Source organism: Micromonospora sp. NPDC049679, assembly GCF_040659735.1.
Taxonomy (GTDB): Bacteria; Actinomycetota; Actinomycetes; order Mycobacteriales; family Micromonosporaceae; genus Micromonospora_I.
In genome coordinates this window covers 175145-193154 of the sequence record NZ_JBFANZ010000001.1, presented here as the reverse complement: position 1 = coordinate 193154, position 18010 = coordinate 175145, and the positions used below count along the sequence as shown (strand labels likewise).

The following is an 18010-nucleotide window of genomic DNA, read 5'->3' as shown; positions in this document are numbered from 1 at the left end:
AGCGGAGGGTTTAATGAACCGGTAACAAAGCTTGCATATTGATGGACATCACGTCAAGAGAGCGCTCTCTATCCCGCCACGCCGCCGCCGTCGCGCCGTCGCATACGATGCCGACGTGCGAGACATCGCGGTTTTCAGTGGCAGTGCCCATCCCGAACTCGCTGCCGAGATCTGTGCGCACCTCAACGTGCCGTTGCACCCCGTACGGGTCTCCCGATTCGCCAACGACTGCCTCGAGGTGCAGTTGCAGGCCAACTGCCGGGAGCGCGACGTCTTCCTGATCCAACCGCTGGTCCCGCCGGTGCAGGAAAATCTGGTCGAGCTGCTGTTGATGCTCGACGCCGCCCGCGGCGCCTCCGCCGGCCGGATCACCGTGGTGCTGCCGCACTACGCGTACGCCCGGTCCGACAAGAAGGACGCGCCGCGGATCTCGATCGGCGCCCGCCTCGTCGCGGACCTGCTCGTCTCCGCCGGCGCCGACCGGGTGCTCGCGATGACCCTGCACTCGCCGCAGGTGCACGGCTTCTTCAGCGTCCCGGTCGACCACCTGCACGCGCTGCGCGAGCTCGCCGCGCACTTCAAGGGATACGACCTGAGCGACACCGTCGTGGTCTCGCCCGATCTGGGCAATGCCAAAGAGGCGGCCGCCTTCGCGCGGATGCTCGGCACGCCCGTCGCGGCCGGCGCGAAGCAGCGCTACAGCGATGACCGGGTGCAGATCAGCGCCGTCATCGGCGACGTGGTCGACCGGGACGTGATCGTTCTCGACGACGAGATCGCCAAGGGCAGCACGGTGATGGAGCTCATCGAGCACCTGCGCGAGCTCAAGGTGCGGTCCATCCGGGTCGCCTGCACCCACGGCCTCTTCTCGAGCGGCGCCCTGGACCGGCTCACCGCGCAGGAGGGCGTCCTCGAGGTCGTCTGCACCAACACCGTGCCGATCCCGGCCGAAAAGCGGGTGCCGAAGCTGGCGGTGCTCTCCGTGGCGCCGGCGCTCGCTGAGGCGGTGCGGCGCATCCACAACGGCGAGTCGGTCAGCGCGCTCTTCGGGTAGCGGGGAAAACCGTCACTCCACCCGCTCGACCGCGGCGGGTTCCGTCCGCGTGATCGCCGTGCTGATCCGCACCGTGGTGCCGGCCGGGCCGCTCTCCATGACCATGCTGTCAGTGACCTGGCCGGCCAGCCACAGTCCCCAGCCCCCGGCCGTGTTCGCCGCCGGTCGCTCGCGGTTCGTCAGCCGTTCGACACCCATGCCGTGACCGGTGTCGGAGACCTCGCAGACGACGGAGTCGGCCTCCCGCCACAGCCGTAGCCACCCCTGCCCTCCGCCATGCCGGACAGCATTGGTGATCAGCTCGTTGACCGCGAGCACGAAATCCTCGAGGCGCTGCCCGGTCACGCCCGCGGTGGTCGCCGCGGCGGCCACCATATGTCGCAGCTGTGTCACTTGGGGGCGCTCGAAGGTTTCGACGAGCAGCAGGCGAGCGTCAGAGGGCGCGACGATAGGCGGTAAGGGGAAATCTGCATCGGTCATGATCCGTCCCGCCAGTGGATCGTGAGAGGCTTTCGCGGCTTTCTCACCCTACGTCGCTCTCTGTGGAGATGCACCTCGGCCTACCGACGGTGCGTCGCATCCATGACATCACTGTGTGATGTGCAATCGTCGCAGCATGCCCGAGAGTCCGTCCGTTCCGGGCAGCCTCCAGGTCCCGCTGTGGCGCGCCCTCGCTGTCTTCCGGTTCGCCTCGCTCGCCTACATCCTCCTGCTCGCCCTCCGCAACGCGCGCGACTACGCGCACCCGATCGCCGCGGCGCTCGTGCTCGCCGTGATGGTCGCGTGGACGGTGTTCACCGCGTACGCGTACGCCCGGCCCGAGCGGCGGCGGTGGCCCCTGCTCGCGGCGGACCTGGTCATCACGATGGCGGTGGTCCTGATCAGCCCAGTCGTGATCGGCCGCCCGGCCCTGGCCGCCGGCGTGCCGACGTTCGCCGTGGCCTGGTCCGGCGCGCCGGTGCTGGCCTGGGCCGTCTCCGGCGGACGTCGGCGCGGGGCGACCGCCGCCGTGCTCCTGGGCGCGGCCGATCTGGCGGTACGCGAGTCACTGACCCAGTCCTCCGTCACCGGCGGCATCCTGATGCTGCTGGCCGGGGTCGCCGTCGGACACGTCACCCGGCTGGGCGCGATCGCCGAGGAGCGGCTGCAGCGGGCCGTCGAACTGGAAGCCGCGACCCGGGAACGGGAACGGCTCGCCCGGGGCATCCATGATTCCGTCCTCCAGGTGCTGGCCCTCGTCCAACGCCGCGGGGCCCATCTCGATGGCGAGGCGGGGGAGTTGGCCCGACTCGCCGGGGAGCAGGAGGCGGCGCTGCGCGCCCTGATCGCCACGCGAGCGCCGGTCCACGGGGACGGCGGCGAGGAGGTCGACCTGCGCACCATCATCGGCCGGTACGCCACCGCCACCGTTTCGGTCGCCGCCCCGGCCACCCCGGTGCCACTCCCGGCGAGTGCGGCCCGCGAGGTCGGCGCGGCGGTCGGGGCGGCGTTGGACAACGTCGCGCGCCACGGCGGAGGGCAGGCACGGGCCTGGGTGCTGCTCGAAGACGAGGGGCAGGCGGTGATCGTCTCGGTCCGCGACGACGGTCCGGGCATCCCGCCCGGTCGCCTGACGGAGGCCGCGGCGCAGGGGCGGCTCGGCGTCGCGCAGTCCATCCGGGGCCGCGTCACCGATGCCGGTGGCTCGGTGGAGATCACCTCGGCTCCCGGGCAGGGCACCGAGGTGGAGCTGCGGGTACCTAGGGTGACGTCATGAGCGAGATTCGGGTCATGGTGGTCGATGACCACCCCATGTGGCGGGAGGGGGTCGCCCGCGACCTCACCGAGGCCGGGTACGCGGTGGTGGCCACGACCGGCGAGGGGCGACAGGCGGTGCGGATCTGCGCCGCCGCCCGGCCCGACGTGGTCGTGCTCGACCTGCAACTGCCCGACATCTCCGGCGTCGAGGTGATCCACGGCCTGCTGGCCGAACTGCCCGAGGTGCGGGTGCTGATGCTGTCCGCCAGCGGTGAACAGCAGAGCGTGCTCGACGTGGTGAAGGCCGGGGCCACGGGCTATCTGGTGAAGTCGGCCGCTCCGCAGGAGTTCCTCGACGCGGTCCGGCGTACGGCCGCGGGCGAGACCGTCTTCACGCCAGGGCTCGCCGGCCTGGTGCTCGGCGAGTACCGCCGGCTCGCCACCGAGCCCACGCCCGTCGGCGACGACGGCGCACCCCGGCTCACCGAGCGCGAGACCGAGGTGCTGCGGCTGGTCGCCAAGGGGCTGTCGTACAAGCAGATCGCCGAGCGCCTCGGTCTCTCGCACCGCACGGTGCAGAACCATGTCCAGAACACGCTGGGCAAGCTGCAGCTGCACAACCGGGTGGAGCTCACCCGGTACGCGATCGAGCGGGGACTGGACGGTTGACCTCGGGCGCGCTCGGCGACGGTCAGTGCATTGGTGGCGGTTCGGTTTCGTGGATTGCCAACTCCTCCGCGCTGGGCCCGCCGCCGGCCGCCCCGGCGTCCGAGGCGATCGAGTCCCGCTCGTAGTCGGTGTGCGCGCCTTCGTCCGGCTCCACCAGTCGGCCCACGCCGCCGTCGCTCGCGCCGCCGAGCATCCCATGGTCGTAGAGGGACACCGGCGACTTCGGATCGGACGTCGGGCCGTCGTTCATCACATCGGCGTCGAGCTGCGCCTGACGCGCCGCGTCCTCGCTGTCGGCCTCGTCGCCCAGCGCGCGGTCAACCGTGCCGGCCAGCGCGTCGTTGACCAGGGTGTCCCCCTGCTCGCGTGCGATCTTGTAGTCGAGTGACTCGCCGTGTCGTTGCTCGTCGGCGGTGTTGCCGAACCGGTCCACCGCCTGCGGTTGCTCGGTCGGGAGACTCTGCGGATCGATGCCGTCCGCCCACCGGCCCGTCTCCACCTCGTCATTGGCCGAGGAGTCATCGTCGGCGGTACGGGGAAAGCCTTCGGCCTCGGGGTCGGAAACCGGTCTGGGGAACTCTGAGTCGGGTTGGCGCATAGCCCTCCCCTTACCCCGTACGCAGACGGTCACACCCCGACCGATCGATCAAGGAAGACCCCGTCGATCAAGGAAGTACTCACGTGATTGGAGATCCAGCCGGATGAATACGTCCTTGATCGGCGGAGGCAGGGCGCGGCGGGGACGGCGACGGGGCGGGGGGTCAGTGGCCGCGGTCGGGTTTTCTGCGCAGTGGTTCGGTGGGGTAGCCGGCCTCCCGGCCGGCCGGGATCACCGGCTCGTCGACCGGGTTGACGGGGGACGCGGTCGTCCGCCCCGGTGGCACCTCGTACGCGTTTGACGGGGTGGTTGCCGACGGGCTGCGTACGGTCTCGTCGCTGAAGCCCGCCTTCCCCGCGTCGCGGCGACCGCCCGGCGCACCCAGGCCGCCGGGCCCGGGACGCCCTGCCGATGGACCGGGCCGACCGAGGCCGCCCGGGCCGGGCCGGGCGCTGCGCGGCCCCGCCCTCTCCGCGCGGTCGCCCTCGCCCGTTCGATGAGCCGGAGTTCCGCCGCGATAGGTGCCCCGCTCCAGCGCGGTGCGGGCGATGTGGCCGAGCGTCGGAGTGCTCCGGGCCAGTCGGCCGAGCAGGAATCCGGCCGCCGCGACGATGAGCAGAGCGCCGGCCGTGGTGGCGAGCATCAGCGCGCGGGGTTTCCCGGTCGATTCCGGCACCCGCTCAGCCACCTGTCGTACGCCCGAGGCGACCTCGCGGGCCCGTGTGCCGACCGCGCCGGTGAAGTCCCGCGCCGGTCGCCACATCCTGGCGCCTGCCGCCGGCTGCTTCGCCCCGCCACGCCGCATGCCGTGCCCGTCGTGGTTGTACACGTGGCCCCCTCCGCTCGTGCCGCGTACGGCCGCGTACCCGCGTGCGGGCCGTTCACGCGTCGCGGCCTGCCGTGGAGCGCGGGTGGCTATTCGGCTGCTTCGTCCTCGGGGTGCAGCACCGCCCAGACCACCTTGCCGTCGCGCAGCGGGGTACTGCCCCAGCGGCGCGCCACCGTATCGATCAGGAGCAGTCCGCGTCCGCCGCACGTCTTCGGCGATACGCGTCCGTCGTAACTGGGCTGCTGGCGCGAGAAATCGCGCACGGCGACATGCAGGGCGCCGTTGCGCAGCGCCAGCCGCACGGTCATCGGCGTCTGCGCGTGCGCCACCGCGTTGTTGACCATCTCCGTTATCGCGATGCACGCCGATCCGGCGAGCTCCGGCAGCCCCCACCGCGTGCAGCCCTCGGTGACCAGTTCGCGGGCGCGGCGGGCGGAGCCGGCCACGGGCGTCAACTCGACGCTGAGCCGCGTCGCCGACGCGGGGTCGGTGAGCTGCGCCAGCGCGGCCTGCCGGGTCGGCGTGACGGCGACCTCGGCCTGGGCCCACACGGCGTCGGCGTCGCTGGGTGGAGCGCAGAGCATGAGCTGACCGATCGGCCACTGCGCGGTCTCGCGGACCACCGCTGTGAAGATCGACAATGCCGCCGTCTCCTGCACCAGCAGTTGCGACACATCGACGACGACCGCGTCCGGCTGATCGGCCAAGCAGGTGAGGAGCGCGGACCGGACCGACTCCGCGGCGGGTAGGTCGAGCACTCCGATGAGCCGCACGAGCGCGTACCGCTCGTCGCTCTCAACGAGGCAGCGCACGTCGGTAGGCATGATCGCTCCAATGTGCCGGCCGGGCGCGGATGGTCCGATCGGCGGGTGAGTCAGGGTTGAGGCCAGGGGCGGTGGGCGTCGGAGGCCGAGGGCCGGGTCGTGCCGCGCTCTGCCGTGCTGTCGTTTCACAGGCGCTCGCGACCGCCGATTCGCGGATGCTGCCGTTGCGTGCCATGTGGTGCCCGTACCCCGTCCTGCCGAGGTCATGCCGTTTCAGTACCGGTTACCGCCCCGGTGCCCGCCGCCGCGACGGCGAATCTCCGCCGACAGTGGGCGGGGTTGCTCGTTTCGGCCCACGGCGGGGAGGTAAGGGGCATCCTCTGAGCTTGGCCCATCTCGGGCTTATCGCCCTGATTCGACCTCGACCTCGACGGAGGTGAGCCCTATGCGCGTCGGCCTGGTCTACGCCCATGCCGGCCCGTCCGGTCGGCGACCCCATCCGGGCATCGGCACCCATCAACACGTCGCACGGATCGCGGCCGAGCTGTCCAATCTCGGACACGACGTACGGGTCTACGAGCGGCGCGACGATCCCGACCTGCCGGCGACCACGGAGATGGCCGGCTACCGGGTGGTGCGGGTCCCGGTCGGCCCCTCGGCCCGCACGGGTACCGGAGGCCTCGTCCGGCACGTGCCCGCCTTCGGCCGCTGGCTCGCCGAGCGGTGGTCGCGGGACTGGCGACCGGACGTCGTGCACAGCCACTTCTGGATCGGTGGACTCGCCGCGGCGAGCGCCGTCGGACGCACCACCATCCCGGTCGTGCAGACCTTCCACTCGCTCGGCGTGGAGCAGTTGCGCCACCTCGGCCCGGGCTACTCGGGCCCCGGCGAGCGGATACCGCTCGAACGCGCCCTGAGCCGCGCCGTCGACCTGGCCGTCGCCCAGTCGAGCGAGGAGGTCGACGACCTCACCCGGATGGGGCTGGACCGGACCGCCGTGGCCTTCGTCCCGGCCGGTGTCGACACCGAACGCTTCACCCCGGAAGGCGAGGCCGCTCCCCGCGAGCCCCGCCGGCGCCGCATCCTCTCGGTCGGCGGGCTGGGGCCCGGCCACGGCCAGGAAGACCTGATCCGGGCGATGCGGCTCGTCGGTGACGCCGAGTTGGTGATCGCCGGCGGCCCGCCCAGAGCGGCGCTGGACAACCACGCCGAGGCGCGGCGCCTGCGCGAGCTGGCCCAGCAGACCGGGGTGGCGGAGCAGGTACGGCTGGTGGGGGCGGTGCCGCACGACCAGATGGCGAGTTGGTACCGCTCCGCCGACGTCGTCGCCTGCACGCCCCGCTACGCCCCGGCCGGGATGGTGCCCTTGGAGGCGATGGCCTGCGGGGTGCCGGTGGTGGGCTATTCGCGGGGCGGCGTGGCCGACACGGTGGTGGACACCGTCACCGGACGTCTCGTCCCGGCCGGTGACGTGCGCGCGCTGGGCATGACCGTGCGCCGGCTCCTGGCCGACGAGGCGGAGCGGTTCGCGTACGGCCACGCGGCGGTGGACCGGGTTCGCTGCCGCTACACCTGGGACCGGACGGCGGGGGCGCTGGAACGGCTCTACGAGCGGGTGCAGCGGCGCCGTCGAGGGTCGCTGGAGAACTGACCCGGGCAGCGCCTCAGCGGCGGTCTGCCGGGGTGGGGGCGGGGCGTGCGCCCGCACGGCGCGCGGCGACGGCGTGGTGGTGCTGCGGTTCGGCGTAGCGGGTCATCCCGATCACGGACGCGAGGGTGATCAGGAAACCGACCGCGGCCAACCACTCCCGCCCCGGCCAGATCTTGTCGTTGAGCAGCAGCAGCCCCACGATCGCCGCCGGGACCGCACCCGCCGCGTCCATCGCGGCCACCGCGGCGGTCGTCGAGCCACGCTGCATGGCCAGGCCGAGCAGCAGCTGACCCACGATCGAATGGATGATCAGCAGGTAGAGCAGCGGGTCGCGGAAGAACTCGGCGGTGGAGTGCACCGAAGCCAGCGGTCGGGCGGCCACCGCCGCCGCCGAGAAGGCCATGCCGGCGAGCGAGCCCAGCGCCACCGAGCCGGGGGCGCCGTGCAGCCGTACGGCGAAGAAACCCAGCACCGCGATCACGCCGAGCGCCACGATCAGGCCTACCAGGCCGGCCGGACCCAGTGGGCGCGAGGGGGCCGGTTGAGCGGAGATCACCAGCGCGGCGATCCCGGCGAAGAGGAGCACCAGCAGCGCCAGTTCGGCAAGGGGGAGCCGCCACTTGAGCAGCAGCACGCCGAGTACGGCCGTCACACCCAGTCCGGCCGCCACACTCGCCTGGACCAGGAACAGAGGCAGGTCACGCCGGGCCATGAAGGCGAGCACAAAGCCGAGCACCTGGCACGCCACCCCGACCAGATAGGTGCGGTGGCCGGCCAGCCGCAGCAGCAGCCCCGGGTCGAACGTGTGGTGCACGGTCGTGCGGGCGGCGGCAACGGATTGCAGCAGGTTGGCGACGCCGTAGGCGACGATCATCGTCGCCAGGAAACACCACCCCGTGGACATCACTCGGCGAGGATAGAGGTTGCCGGTTGCCGGCCGCTCACGCCCCGACCCGGCGCGCCGGATGGCACGGTCAGCCGAGCCGGTCCAGCAGGTCCTCGTGCAGCCGGCCGTTGCTCGCGACCGCGCTGCCGTTGCCCGGTCCCGGCCGCCCCGACAGGTCGGTGAAGGTCCCGCCGGCCTCGGTCACGATGGGGATCAGCGCCGCCAGGTCCCACAGCGACAACTCCGGTTCCACCATCGCGTCGACCGCTCCCTCGGCGACCAGCATGTAGCCGTAGAAGTCGCCGTAGGCGCGGCTGCGCCAACTGTGCCGGATGATGTCCAGCATGCCGTCGAGGCGGCCGGTCTCCTCCCACCCGTGCAGCGAGGAGTAGCAGAAGCTGGCGTCCGCGAGGCGGTGTACCCCGGAGACCTTGATCGGCGTGGCGGTCGCCGTGTGCCGGCCGGCGTACGCCCCGTGCCCGGCCGCCGCCCACCAACGGCGCCCCAGCGCCGGCGCGGACACCAACCCGACGACCGGCTGGTCCCCCTCCATCAGCGCGATCAGGGTGGCCCAGATCGGCACGCCGCGGATGAAGTTCTTGGTCCCGTCGATCGGGTCGATCACCCATTGCCGGTTCCCCGGTCCGGCCGCCGCCGCCGACGCGCCATATTCCTCGCCGAGCACCCCGTCGCGCGGCCTGGCCCGCGCCAGGGTGGCCCGCAGCGCCTTCTCGACCGCGGTGTCCGCGTCGGAGACCGGGGTCAGGTCGGGTTTCGACTCGACATGCAGATCGAGGGCCCGGAACCGGGCCATGGAGAGCGAGTCGGCGGTGTCGGCGAGCATGTGGGCGAGGGAGAGGTCGTCGGCGTACCGGGCCATGGCGGGAAACGTAGCGGATCGCGACGAGCGACCCGTCAGGGCATCCCCAGCTCCCGGTCGCGCCGCACCTCCGGGGATTCGTCGCCGGACCGGGAGGCGAGCAGCCGGCGGTACGACGCGAGCCGCCGCTCGTCGGCGTTGCCCGCCGTCACCCAGGCGTCCAACGCACACTCCGCCTCGGCGGGGGTGTGCTCACAGTTGGGCGGGCACGCCAGGGTGCCCTCGACCAGGTCGGGGAAGCCGTGCAGCAGGCTGTCGGCGGAGACGTGCGCGAGCCCGAAGCTGCGCACCCCCGGGGTGTCGACGATCCAGCCCGGGTCGTCGCGGGTCCGCACCACGTGCGGCAGGCGCAGGGCCACGGCACTGGTGGAGGTGTGCCGGCCCCGGCCGATCGCGCTCACTACGCCGACCGCCCGCAGCGCCGCCGGCACGAGGCGGTTGACCAGCGTCGATTTCCCGACGCCGGAGTGCCCGACCAGCACCGAGACCCGCTGGGCGAGGGCGGCCCGCACCTCGGTCAGATCGCTGTCCGGCCGGCACAGCACGTGCCGCAGGTCGAGCTCGCGGTAGTAGTCCAGCACCGCGTCGGGGGGCGCCAGGTCGGCCTTGGTGAGGCAGAGCAGCGGCTCGATGCCGGCGTCGTACGCGGCGACGAGGCACCGGTCGATGAATCCGGTCCGGGGTGGCGGGTCGGCGAGCGCGCTCACGATCACCAACTGTTCGGCGTTCGCCACGACGACCCGCTCCAGGCGGCCTTCGGCCGTGGTCTCGTCGTCGTCGGCCGTGCGACGCAGCACCGACGTTCGCTCGGCGATCCGGACGATCCGGGCCAGCGCGCCCGGCGCTCCGGAGGTGTCGCCGACCAGGGAAACCCGATCGCCCACCACCACCGACTTGCGACCCAGCTCGCGGGCGCGCATCGCGGTGACGGCCTCGGGCTGCTCCTGCGGCGTGCCCACGTCGAGCACACAGGTGTAGCGGCCCCGGTCGACGGCGATCACGAAGCCTTCGACCGCGTCCTCGTGCAGAGGGCGTGTGCGCGTGCGGGGGCGCGAGGAACGGCCCGGGCGGACCCGTACGTCCTCTTCGTCGTACTCTCGCCGCCTGCCTGGCAGGGTCGCCCCCTCAGCTCGTCCCGGTCACCATCGCTGACCATAGTGCCGGAAACTCGGGCAGTGTCTTCGAGGTGCACGCCACGTCGGTGAGTTCGACGCCGGGCACGGCGAGGCCGATGACCGCGGCGGCGTGCGCCATCCGGTGGTCGTCGTAGGTCTCGAAGACGGCGCCGCGCAGCGGACGCGGCCGGATCTCCAGCCCGTCGGCGCTCTCGGTCACGTCGGCGCCGAGCCCGGAGAGCTCGCGGGCGAGCGCGGCCAGCCGATCGGTCTCGTGGCCGCGGATGTGCGCCACGCCGCGCAGCCGGGACGGCGAGTCGGCCAGCGCGGCCAGTGCCGCCAGCGCGGGGGTGAGCTCGCTGACGTCGGAGAGGTCGGCGTCGAGCCCGTGTACGACGCCGGTGCCGCGTACGGTCAGCCCTTCGGTCGTCACGGTCATCTCGCCGCCCATCTGCTGCAGCAGGGCGCGGAGCCGGTCGACGGGCTGCGCGCTGCGGTGCGGCCAGCCGACGAGCGTCACCTGCCCGCCGGTGACGAGCGCCGCGGCGAAGAAGGGGACCGCCCCGGAGAGGTCGGGCTCGATCTCCCAGCCGCGGCCGGAGAGGCGACCGGGCTCGACGGTCCACACGTCGGGGGTGGCGTCGTCGACGGCGGCTCCGGCGGCGCGCAGCATCTGCACGGTCATCCGCAGGTGCGGGGCGGACGGAACCGGTGGTCCGACGTGCCGCACCACGATGCCGCGTTCGAACTCGGGCGCGGCGAGCAGCAGGCCGGAGACGAGCTGACTGGAGGCGGAGGCGTCGATCACGACCTCCCCGCCGGCGACCTTGCCCGTGCCGTGCACGGTCAGCGGCAGCCCGTCGGTGGGGGAGTCGATGCGGACGCCGATCGCGCGCAGCGCCCCGAGCAGCGGGCCGAGCGGGCGGGTGCGGGCCCGTGGGTCGCCGTCGAAGGTGACCGGGCCGTCCGCGAGGCCGGCGACCGGCGGTACGAAACGCATCACTGTGCCGGCGAGTCCCACATCGACGTGGGCCGGTCCCGCCAGCGGACGCGGCCGCACGACCCAACGTCCCTCGTTGACGGTCGACACGTGCGGGCCCATGCCGCGCAGCCCGGCCGCCATGAGCTCGGTGTCGCGCGCGGCCAGGGGCCGCAGCAGCGTCGACGGCCCGGACGCGATCGCGCTGAGCACGAGGGCGCGCGCGGTCATCGACTTGGATCCGGGCAACTCCACGGTCCAGCCGACCGGGTCGGTCGCGGTCGGCGCCGTCCACGGCAGGGGCGCGCGGGTCGCGGTCAGGTTCGCCACCGGTACAGTCTGCCCGCCCGCGTGCGCGGGGCGTGATCGCGACCCCCATCTCCCGCTTCGCGGGACGGTCGGGCGGGTCGGGTCGGCGGGCCGGGCGCTAGCGTGGTGGGCATGTGCGGGCGGTATGCGACCACACGCAGCGCGGGGGACCTGTCGGCGCTGTTCGAGTCGCTGGACGAGACGGGCGCGCCGCTGCCCGCGGACTACAACGTCGCGCCGACCGATCCGGTCCCGATCGTGCGGCTCTCCCGGCGGGCCGAGGGCCGTGTGCTGTCGGTGGCGCGCTGGGGACTGGTGCCCCCGTGGGCGGGCGATCCGCGCGGCGCCGCGCGGATGATCAACGCCCGGGCGGAGACCGTGGCGACGAGCAGGGCGTACGGCCCGTCGTTCGCGCGTCGGCGCTGCCTCGTCCCGGCGGACGGCTGGTACGAGTGGGTGCGCGGAGCGGGAGCGGGGCGCCGGGGCTCACAGCCGTACTTCATGACGCCGCGAGACGGCGGGGTGCTCGCGTTCGCCGGGCTCTGGTCGGTCTGGGGCGGCGGTCCGCAACCGCTGCTGACCTGCAGCGTCGTGACCACCGCCGCGCTCGGTGAGCTGGCGCGGGTGCACGACCGGATGCCGCTGGCGCTGCCGCGCGAGCGGTGGGGCGACTGGCTCGCCGGTGGGGGCGAGGCGGCGGAGTTGCTGGCCGTCCCGGCCGAGGAGTTCCTCGCCGGGGTGGAAATCCGGCCGGTCGGGTCGGCGGTCGGCGACGTGCGCAACAACGGGCCACGGCTCGTCGAGGCGGTGGCGGTGGAGCCGCCTGAGGAGCCCGTCGAATTGACGCTCTTCTGATCCTCTGTGTCGTACGGGTTTGCCTGAGTTGAGCCCGAATCGTCTCGCCATCTTTTGTGCAGAATCGATGAAGGCACTTGTCTCCACTGGGGCATGTGCGATAGAACACAGCGCCGGCAGTGGGAATCGATCGCACCGGGCGAACGACGTCCATCGATCTTGTCGGTCCCACGGGGGAGGTGGGTAGATGACACGGGCGCGAATGCCACGCCCGCATGAGGTTGCCGCAGCACGTCGGGATCCGAGGTTGCTCCGGGCCCTGACCGAACGGCGCCTCGACGAAGCCTGGCGCACAAGAGGCGCCTGCCAGAGCGTGGATCCGGAGACGTTCTTCCCGGCGCCGAGCGAGCCGGCCGACTCGGCCGTGGCGCTCTGCCGGACCTGTGACGTCCAGGGGTCCTGTCTGGCATGGGCGCTCGAGGTGGGCGACTGCCATGGTGTGTGGGGCGGCACCACCCCCCGCGAACGCCGGGCGATGCTCGTCGCGTGGCGCGGTCAGGTGGAGCGTGATCCCGACGCGGTCGACGACGGCGGCCCGCCGGTGCGGGACCGGCTGCTGACGCTGGTGCCGTTGAGCTAGGGTCGGCCTGCGCACGAGCAGAATGGGCGGATGGCCCAGCAGCAGGAGATCGACACCCCGCGCGGCCCCGCCCGCGTCGACCTGGACGTCCCGTCCGGCCCGCCGACGAGCCTGCTCGTCCTCGGGCACGGCGCGGGGGGCGGGGTCGACGCGCCGGACCTGGTCGCGCTGCGGGACGCGGCGGTGACCGCCGGGGTCCTGGTCGCCCGGCTGACCCAGCCCTACCGGGTGGCGGGGCGTCGGGCGCCGGCACCCGCGGGTCAGCTCGACGAGGCCTGGTCGGGTGTCGTCACGGAGCTGCGTGGGCGGTATCCCGCGGTGCCCGCGCTCATCGTCGGCGGGCGCTCCAGCGGCGCCCGGGTGGCCTGCCGCACCGCTGCGGAGTTGGGGGCCGACGCGGTCGTCGCGCTCGCCTTCCCGCTGCATCCGCCGGGCCGCCCCGAGCGGTCCCGGGCCGGTGAACTTCCCGTCGGCGTGCCGACCCTCGTGGTCAACGGCGACCGGGATCCGTTCGGGGTTCCGCCGGGCGCCCCCGGCGTACGGGTCGAGGTCCGCGCCGGCGAGCGGCACGACCTCCGCCGCGACCCGGCGGGGGTCGCCAACGTCGTGGTCGAATGGCTGCGTGTGCATGGTTGGGCACGCTGAGTCGCGATCCGGCCGTTTCTCGTCGCCCGGCTCGTCGTTTCATCCGGTGGACGAGAGGCGTCAGCTTCTCGACCGATGAGCGGACCCCCGGTCCGTGATCGCCCTCCCAGGCCCTTTCGGTCCCGGCGGTGGTGTACGCCACCGCCGGGACCGAGGTGGATGTGCCGTCAGACGGAATGCCCCGTTGGTTATGCAGCGTTAGAACCGGCGGAAGCTACCTATGGCGAGGGGGTTGACCGGTGCCAACCGAGATACGGGGCCCGGAGCAGGACGTCCGCGAAACGCGGCGAATCCGTGAGCTCCTTGCGGCGCCCGAATGGCCGGCCGCGCAGCCGCAGCCCGCCCGGACCCGCGTGAGTGCGGGCACAGCAGACGGATCCGAATCTACGGGCCGCGCTTTCCGCGTATCCTCGGCGGGACAGTCGAGGGGGGACGAGCGGTTGACCCGACCGGAGAGTACGGACGAGCGGCGCGCGCGCTTCGAGCGTGACGCGATGCCCTTCGTTGACCAGTTGTTCGCGGCCGGCATGCGGATGACCCGCAACCCGGCCGATGCCGAAGACCTGGTCCAGGAGACCTACCTCAAGGCATATTCGGCGTTTCACCAGTTCGAAGAGGGCACCAACCTCAAGGCCTGGCTCTACCGGATCCTCACCAACACCTACATCAACTCGTACCGTCGCCGGCAGCGCCAGCCGGTGCAGGCGCCGACCGAGGAGATCACCGACTGGCAGTTGGCCGAGGCGGAGTCGCACACCTCCAGCGGGCTGCGCTCGGCCGAGACCGAGGCGCTGGACCGGCTGGCGGACAGCGACGTCAAGGACGCGCTGCAGCAGCTCCCCGAGGAGTTCCGGCTCGCCGTCTACCTGGCCGACGTCGAGGGCTTCGCGTACAAGGAGATCGCCGACATCATGGGCACGCCGATCGGCACCGTCATGTCGCGGCTGCACCGTGGTCGTCGCAACCTACGCGGGATGCTCGAGCGCTACGCTGCGGAACGGGGCTTCGCCCCGTCGAAGAGTGACGCCGCCGCAGCAAGCCGGGAGGTGTGACCGTGAGTTGCGGTAACCACCACGAGACCGATTGCCGGGAAGTCCTCGCCGAGGTCTACCTCTACCTCGACCTGGAGTGCGCCGAGGGCCGGCGTGACCTGATCAAGCACCACCTCGAGGAGTGCCGTCCCTGCTTCCGGGAGTACGGCATCGAGCAGGAGGTCAAGGCGCTCGTCGCCCGCTGCTGCGGGAGCGAACGGGCCCCCGTCGAGCTGCGTGAACGGCTGCGGGTGAAGCTCAGGGAGCTGGTTCTGGAAACCGACTCCCGTGAATATCAGACCGACGGGAACCCGACCGACTGAGCCCGGGTCCGTCCCGCGCCTCCGGGTCGGGGCGTCCCGGAGTGACCGCCATAGCCGCCAGCTGGGCCGGGGGTCACCGCCGTCGCTGAGCGCGATGAGCGGTGACCCCCGGACCCGTGCCGGAGCGCATCGGAGTCTCCTCCGGTCCGCGTCAGGAGTTGGGGCGCTTGCCGTGGTTGGCGGCGTTCTTCTTGCGGGCCTTCTTCTTGCGCGACTTCTTCGCCATGGTGACCTCCCGTTCGAGCGTAGCTCCCGGTCATCGGGAGTGACCCGATGATGTTAGTGCCTCGGCTGGCACGGGTTCCCGCGCGGCGGCGCGTCCATCCCGTACGCCTTTGCCACGCGAACGGCGTGACCATGATTGGATACCGTTCGCAGGCACACTGGGCTGACGAGGGAGGGCCGTGATGGCCGAGGAGATCCGCGCCGAGATGGTGGCGAACGTCTGGAAGGTCGTCGCCTCCGCCGGCGACCCCGTCTCCGAGGGCGACACGCTGGTGATCCTGGAGTCCATGAAGATGGAGATCCCGGTCATCGCCGAGTCCGACGGTGTCCTGCGGCAGCTCGCCGTGAACGAGGGCGACGTCGTCCAGGAGGGCGACCTGATCGCCGTCATCGAATGACCGGGGTGGTCGTGCGGCCGGCGCGGCCGCACGAGTACCCCTCGATCGCCCGGCTTACCGTCGCCGCGTACGAGGCCGACGGTCAGCTCACGGACGAGCGGAGCTACGCGCGGGTCCTCGCCGACGTGCCGGCCCGCGCCGCGGCGGGTGAGCTGCTGGCCGCCGTCGACGAGACGACCGGTGACGTGCTCGGTTCCGTGACCTTCGTGCTGCCCGGAACGCCCTACGCCGAGCTCTCCGCGCCCGGCCAGGGAGAGTTCCGGATGCTCGCGGTCGACCCCGCCTGTCAGGGTCGGGGCGCCGGCGAGGCGTTGGTGCGGAGCTGCGTCGCCCGGGCGACGGAGCTCGGCTGCCGGAGCATCATGATCTGCGCCCGCAGCTTTTCCGCGCCGGCGCACCGCCTCTACGCCCGGCTGGGGTTCGTCCGCGTCCCGGAGCGGGACTGGTCGCCCGCGCCGGGCATCGAGCTGGTCGCGCTCCGGCTGGACCTGCCGGTCGTCGCACCCGCCTGACCGGGCTCAGCTCTCGTCGACCGGTCGAGGCATCGTCAACCGGATACGGCGTGAGCCTTACGATCGTCAGCCGCGGGTGCGGCGGGCGAGCCAGCGGCGCAGGCGACCGGGGCGGCCAGCCCGGCTCCGTTGCGCCGCATGCCGTCCGTGGGCCGCGATGACCCGACGCGCCGCGACGGTCGCGGCCGGACTCAGCGCGGGCGTGACGAGCGCCAACTGGGCGAGGGACCAGGCGATCGAGATCGGCCGCCGCTGACCGACCTCGACCGCGTCCGTCAGCCGCTCGGCGACGACTTCCGCGACGTCGGCGCGTACCGACGGGTCCACCCAGGCCGCCGTCACCAGGGCGAACAACGCCGCCTCCGTGATCCAGTCCTCGACGCCCCAGACGAGCTCCACCAGCACCTGCCGCCGGGTCGAGTCCGCCCACGGCTCGTCCGTGCGGTGGTGCAGCAGCCCCAGACAGGCCCACACCTGCACGCTGCGCACCCAGAGCGCCGGGTCATGCTCGGCGAGCGTCCGACCGAGTTCGGTCGCCGGCGGCGCGGGCGGATGCACCAGCAGGCCGAGCAGGTCGTCCAGCTCCAGCGTGGCGAGTCCGACCGCGGCGTCGTACACGGCCGGTGGATGTGGCCAGGCGGGGTGGCCGAGCTGGCGGATCCGTTCGGCCGCCGTTGGCGACGGCTCGGCGACGGCGGGCACGGCGACGGTTCCCTCGTAACGCCAGAGCGCGCGTACGGCGGGGCGGCGCGGCATCCGCAGGTCGGGTTGCGGCACCGCGTCGACGGTGACGCTGATGCCGGGAAACGCCGTCGTCAGGACGCGCATCGCGCTGGGCGACTCCAGCGCGCTGACCCGTACGTTGTCGGGGTTCAGGCCGTCGGCGAGCGTCTGGCGGACGAGGTTGACCACCGATTCGCCGGCGGCCGGCAGTTGGCCGAGCCAGGGCTCCCCGTGACAGCACTCCGACAGGTCGCTGTGCTCGTGGGAGTCGTCCGGGTTGTCGCGCTGAAAGTCGGCGAGCGCCAGCAGATGCCGCAGCTCCCCGTCGCGCCGGTACCGGAGGCGATGGCCGGTGTGGACGGCGCAGTCGAAGGACGGGTCCTTGTCGAGCGCCCGGTCGACCCATTCCAGCGCCTCGTCGAGGCGGCCGTGGTCGGCGAGGGTGCCGGCGAGGTCGGCGTAGACCGACAGGTCGTCGGAGTCGTGGTCGATCGCGCGGCGTAGCGCGGCGATCGCGTCGGCGGCGCGGCCGGCGCTGCGGTAGGCGTACCCCAGCCACACCTCGGCCAGCTTCGATGGCTGTGCCTGCGCGCCGCGCGTCGCCCACCCGACGGCGAGGTCGACCTCACCGATTCGGCGGGCGAGCGCGGAGGCTGCGCCGAGGAGCAGGCCGTGGCGCGGGTACGCCGGTACGGCGTGCCGGGCCAGCGCCAGGTACGGCAGCAGCGGAGCCCGGTCGGACTCGGGCACCGGGTCGGGAATGCCCGCGCAGATCTGCATGAGGACCAGGGCCAGCTGGTCGGGGTCGACCCGGGTGGGCAGTTCGGGCTCGGCGACCCACGGCACCCCGGCCCAGTCGGCGGTCGGCGCGTGGCCGGTCGCGGCGGCGAGCAGTTCGAGGCCTTCGCCGGGGCGTCCCGCCGCGGCGAGCAGGTGGGCGCGCGCGACGACCACTCCGATGTATACGTGGTCGTCGAGGGGGAAGAGCTCGAGGCCGCCGTCGGTGCGGGCGGCGAGCCGGGCGAGGACCTCGTGCACCTCGGGCATCGTGGGGGCGTACGTGATGGCGGCGGCGACGTGGTCGGCGGCGTGCGGGTGGTCGCCTTCGTCCAGCGCCAGCCGGGCCAGCCCCAGTTCGCCCTCGGCGGACAGGCGCGAATCGTCGATTCCCTCGGACACGTCCCAGATCCTCGTTCCGTGATCGTTTCCCCTGGGTTGGGGAGCCTAAGGCACACCACGGAGGATGG

General features: G+C 72.7%; 20 protein-coding genes. 11 read left to right on the top strand and 9 right to left on the bottom strand.

Annotated features, from left to right (window positions below):
* The first annotated feature begins 115 nt into the window (after nucleotides 1–115).
* Nucleotides 116–1054: a ribose-phosphate pyrophosphokinase gene (locus AB0J06_RS00915; protein WP_357423145.1), complete on the top strand. Its 939-nt coding sequence runs from the start codon at nucleotides 116–118 to the stop codon at nucleotides 1052–1054.
* A gap of 12 nt (nucleotides 1055–1066) precedes the next feature.
* Here AB0J06_RS00915 and AB0J06_RS00910 read toward each other — a convergent pair whose 3' ends face one another.
* Nucleotides 1067–1534, bottom strand: a complete 468-nt coding sequence (locus AB0J06_RS00910) for an ATP-binding protein (protein ID WP_357423143.1) — start codon at nucleotides 1532–1534, stop codon at nucleotides 1067–1069.
* Between the two features lie 136 nt (nucleotides 1535–1670).
* On the opposite strand from AB0J06_RS00910, the gene AB0J06_RS00905 reads away from it, so the two are divergent.
* Both AB0J06_RS00905 and AB0J06_RS00900 read left to right on the top strand, forming a co-directional pair.
* Complete coding sequence (locus tag AB0J06_RS00905) at nucleotides 1671–2810, top strand: DUF5931 domain-containing protein (protein WP_357423141.1); 1140 nt, start codon at nucleotides 1671–1673, stop codon at nucleotides 2808–2810.
* Complete coding sequence (locus AB0J06_RS00900; protein WP_357423139.1) at nucleotides 2807–3460, top strand: response regulator transcription factor; 654 nt, start codon at nucleotides 2807–2809, stop codon at nucleotides 3458–3460. Before AB0J06_RS00905 ends, AB0J06_RS00900 begins: the two co-directional genes overlap by 4 nt.
* A gap of 22 nt (nucleotides 3461–3482) precedes the next feature.
* Here the strand turns inward: AB0J06_RS00900 and AB0J06_RS00895 are convergent, their stop codons facing one another.
* The 3 genes from AB0J06_RS00895 to AB0J06_RS00885 form a co-directional block, all read right to left on the bottom strand.
* A complete protein-coding gene (locus tag AB0J06_RS00895) occupies nucleotides 3483–4058 on the bottom strand; it encodes a DUF5709 domain-containing protein (protein ID WP_357423137.1) in 576 nt (191 codons plus the stop codon).
* A 163-nt stretch (nucleotides 4059–4221) separates the two neighbouring features.
* On the bottom strand, nucleotides 4222–4887 hold the full coding sequence (locus AB0J06_RS00890; protein WP_357423135.1) for a hypothetical protein: 666 nt from the start codon (nucleotides 4885–4887) through the stop codon (nucleotides 4222–4224).
* A gap of 86 nt (nucleotides 4888–4973) precedes the next feature.
* Nucleotides 4974–5711 (bottom strand): ATP-binding protein, encoded by a 738-nt coding sequence (locus AB0J06_RS00885; RefSeq protein ID WP_357423133.1) that lies wholly within the window; start codon nucleotides 5709–5711, stop codon nucleotides 4974–4976.
* A 385-nt stretch (nucleotides 5712–6096) separates the two neighbouring features.
* Here AB0J06_RS00885 and AB0J06_RS00880 point away from each other — a divergent pair, with 385 nt between their 5' ends.
* Nucleotides 6097–7302, top strand: a complete 1206-nt coding sequence (locus tag AB0J06_RS00880) for a glycosyltransferase (RefSeq protein ID WP_357423131.1) — start codon at nucleotides 6097–6099, stop codon at nucleotides 7300–7302.
* A gap of 13 nt (nucleotides 7303–7315) precedes the next feature.
* Here the strand turns inward: AB0J06_RS00880 and AB0J06_RS00875 are convergent, their stop codons facing one another.
* From AB0J06_RS00875 to aroA, 4 genes are all read right to left on the bottom strand, one after another.
* Nucleotides 7316–8176, bottom strand: coding sequence for a hypothetical protein (locus AB0J06_RS00875; RefSeq protein WP_357423468.1), 861 nt, complete (start codon nucleotides 8174–8176; stop codon nucleotides 7316–7318).
* 100 nt (nucleotides 8177–8276) lie between these two features.
* Complete coding sequence (gene hisN / locus AB0J06_RS00870; RefSeq protein ID WP_357423129.1) at nucleotides 8277–9068, bottom strand: histidinol-phosphatase; 792 nt, start codon at nucleotides 9066–9068, stop codon at nucleotides 8277–8279.
* A gap of 35 nt (nucleotides 9069–9103) precedes the next feature.
* The gene (gene rsgA, locus AB0J06_RS00865; RefSeq protein ID WP_357423466.1) at nucleotides 9104–10183 is read right to left on the bottom strand and encodes a ribosome small subunit-dependent GTPase A; all 1080 of its coding nucleotides are present in this window, start codon (nucleotides 10181–10183) and stop codon (nucleotides 9104–9106) included.
* Nucleotides 10184–10193: 10 nt separating this feature from the next.
* The gene (gene aroA, locus AB0J06_RS00860) at nucleotides 10194–11492 is read right to left on the bottom strand and encodes a 3-phosphoshikimate 1-carboxyvinyltransferase (RefSeq protein ID WP_357423127.1); all 1299 of its coding nucleotides are present in this window, start codon (nucleotides 11490–11492) and stop codon (nucleotides 10194–10196) included.
* Nucleotides 11493–11603: 111 nt separating this feature from the next.
* Here aroA and AB0J06_RS00855 point away from each other — a divergent pair, with 111 nt between their 5' ends.
* The 7 genes from AB0J06_RS00855 (at nucleotide 11604) to AB0J06_RS00825 (ending at nucleotide 16040) form a co-directional block, all read left to right on the top strand.
* Complete coding sequence (locus tag AB0J06_RS00855) at nucleotides 11604–12326, top strand: SOS response-associated peptidase (RefSeq protein WP_357423125.1); 723 nt, start codon at nucleotides 11604–11606, stop codon at nucleotides 12324–12326.
* Nucleotides 12327–12513: 187 nt separating this feature from the next.
* A complete protein-coding gene (locus AB0J06_RS00850; protein ID WP_357423123.1) occupies nucleotides 12514–12906 on the top strand; it encodes a WhiB family transcriptional regulator in 393 nt (130 codons plus the stop codon).
* A 30-nt stretch (nucleotides 12907–12936) separates the two neighbouring features.
* Entirely contained in the window at nucleotides 12937–13551 is a 615-nt protein-coding gene (locus AB0J06_RS00845; RefSeq protein WP_357423121.1) for an alpha/beta family hydrolase, read from the top strand.
* A 239-nt stretch (nucleotides 13552–13790) separates the two neighbouring features.
* On the top strand, nucleotides 13791–14603 hold the full coding sequence (locus AB0J06_RS00840) for a sigma-70 family RNA polymerase sigma factor (protein WP_357423119.1): 813 nt from the start codon (nucleotides 13791–13793) through the stop codon (nucleotides 14601–14603).
* Nucleotides 14604–14605: 2 nt separating this feature from the next.
* Nucleotides 14606–14905, top strand: coding sequence for a mycothiol system anti-sigma-R factor (gene rsrA, locus AB0J06_RS00835; RefSeq protein WP_357423117.1), 300 nt, complete (start codon nucleotides 14606–14608; stop codon nucleotides 14903–14905).
* A gap of 407 nt (nucleotides 14906–15312) precedes the next feature.
* The gene (locus AB0J06_RS00830) at nucleotides 15313–15528 is read left to right on the top strand and encodes a biotin/lipoyl-binding carrier protein (protein ID WP_357423115.1); all 216 of its coding nucleotides are present in this window, start codon (nucleotides 15313–15315) and stop codon (nucleotides 15526–15528) included.
* The gene (locus AB0J06_RS00825; RefSeq protein WP_357423113.1) at nucleotides 15525–16040 is read left to right on the top strand and encodes a GNAT family N-acetyltransferase; all 516 of its coding nucleotides are present in this window, start codon (nucleotides 15525–15527) and stop codon (nucleotides 16038–16040) included. Before AB0J06_RS00830 ends, AB0J06_RS00825 begins: the two co-directional genes overlap by 4 nt.
* Before the next feature lie 66 nt (nucleotides 16041–16106).
* On the opposite strand, the gene AB0J06_RS00820 is transcribed toward AB0J06_RS00825, so the two are convergent.
* The gene (locus AB0J06_RS00820) at nucleotides 16107–17942 is read right to left on the bottom strand and encodes a tetratricopeptide repeat protein (protein ID WP_357423111.1); all 1836 of its coding nucleotides are present in this window, start codon (nucleotides 17940–17942) and stop codon (nucleotides 16107–16109) included.
* Nucleotides 17943–18010 lie beyond the last annotated feature (68 nt).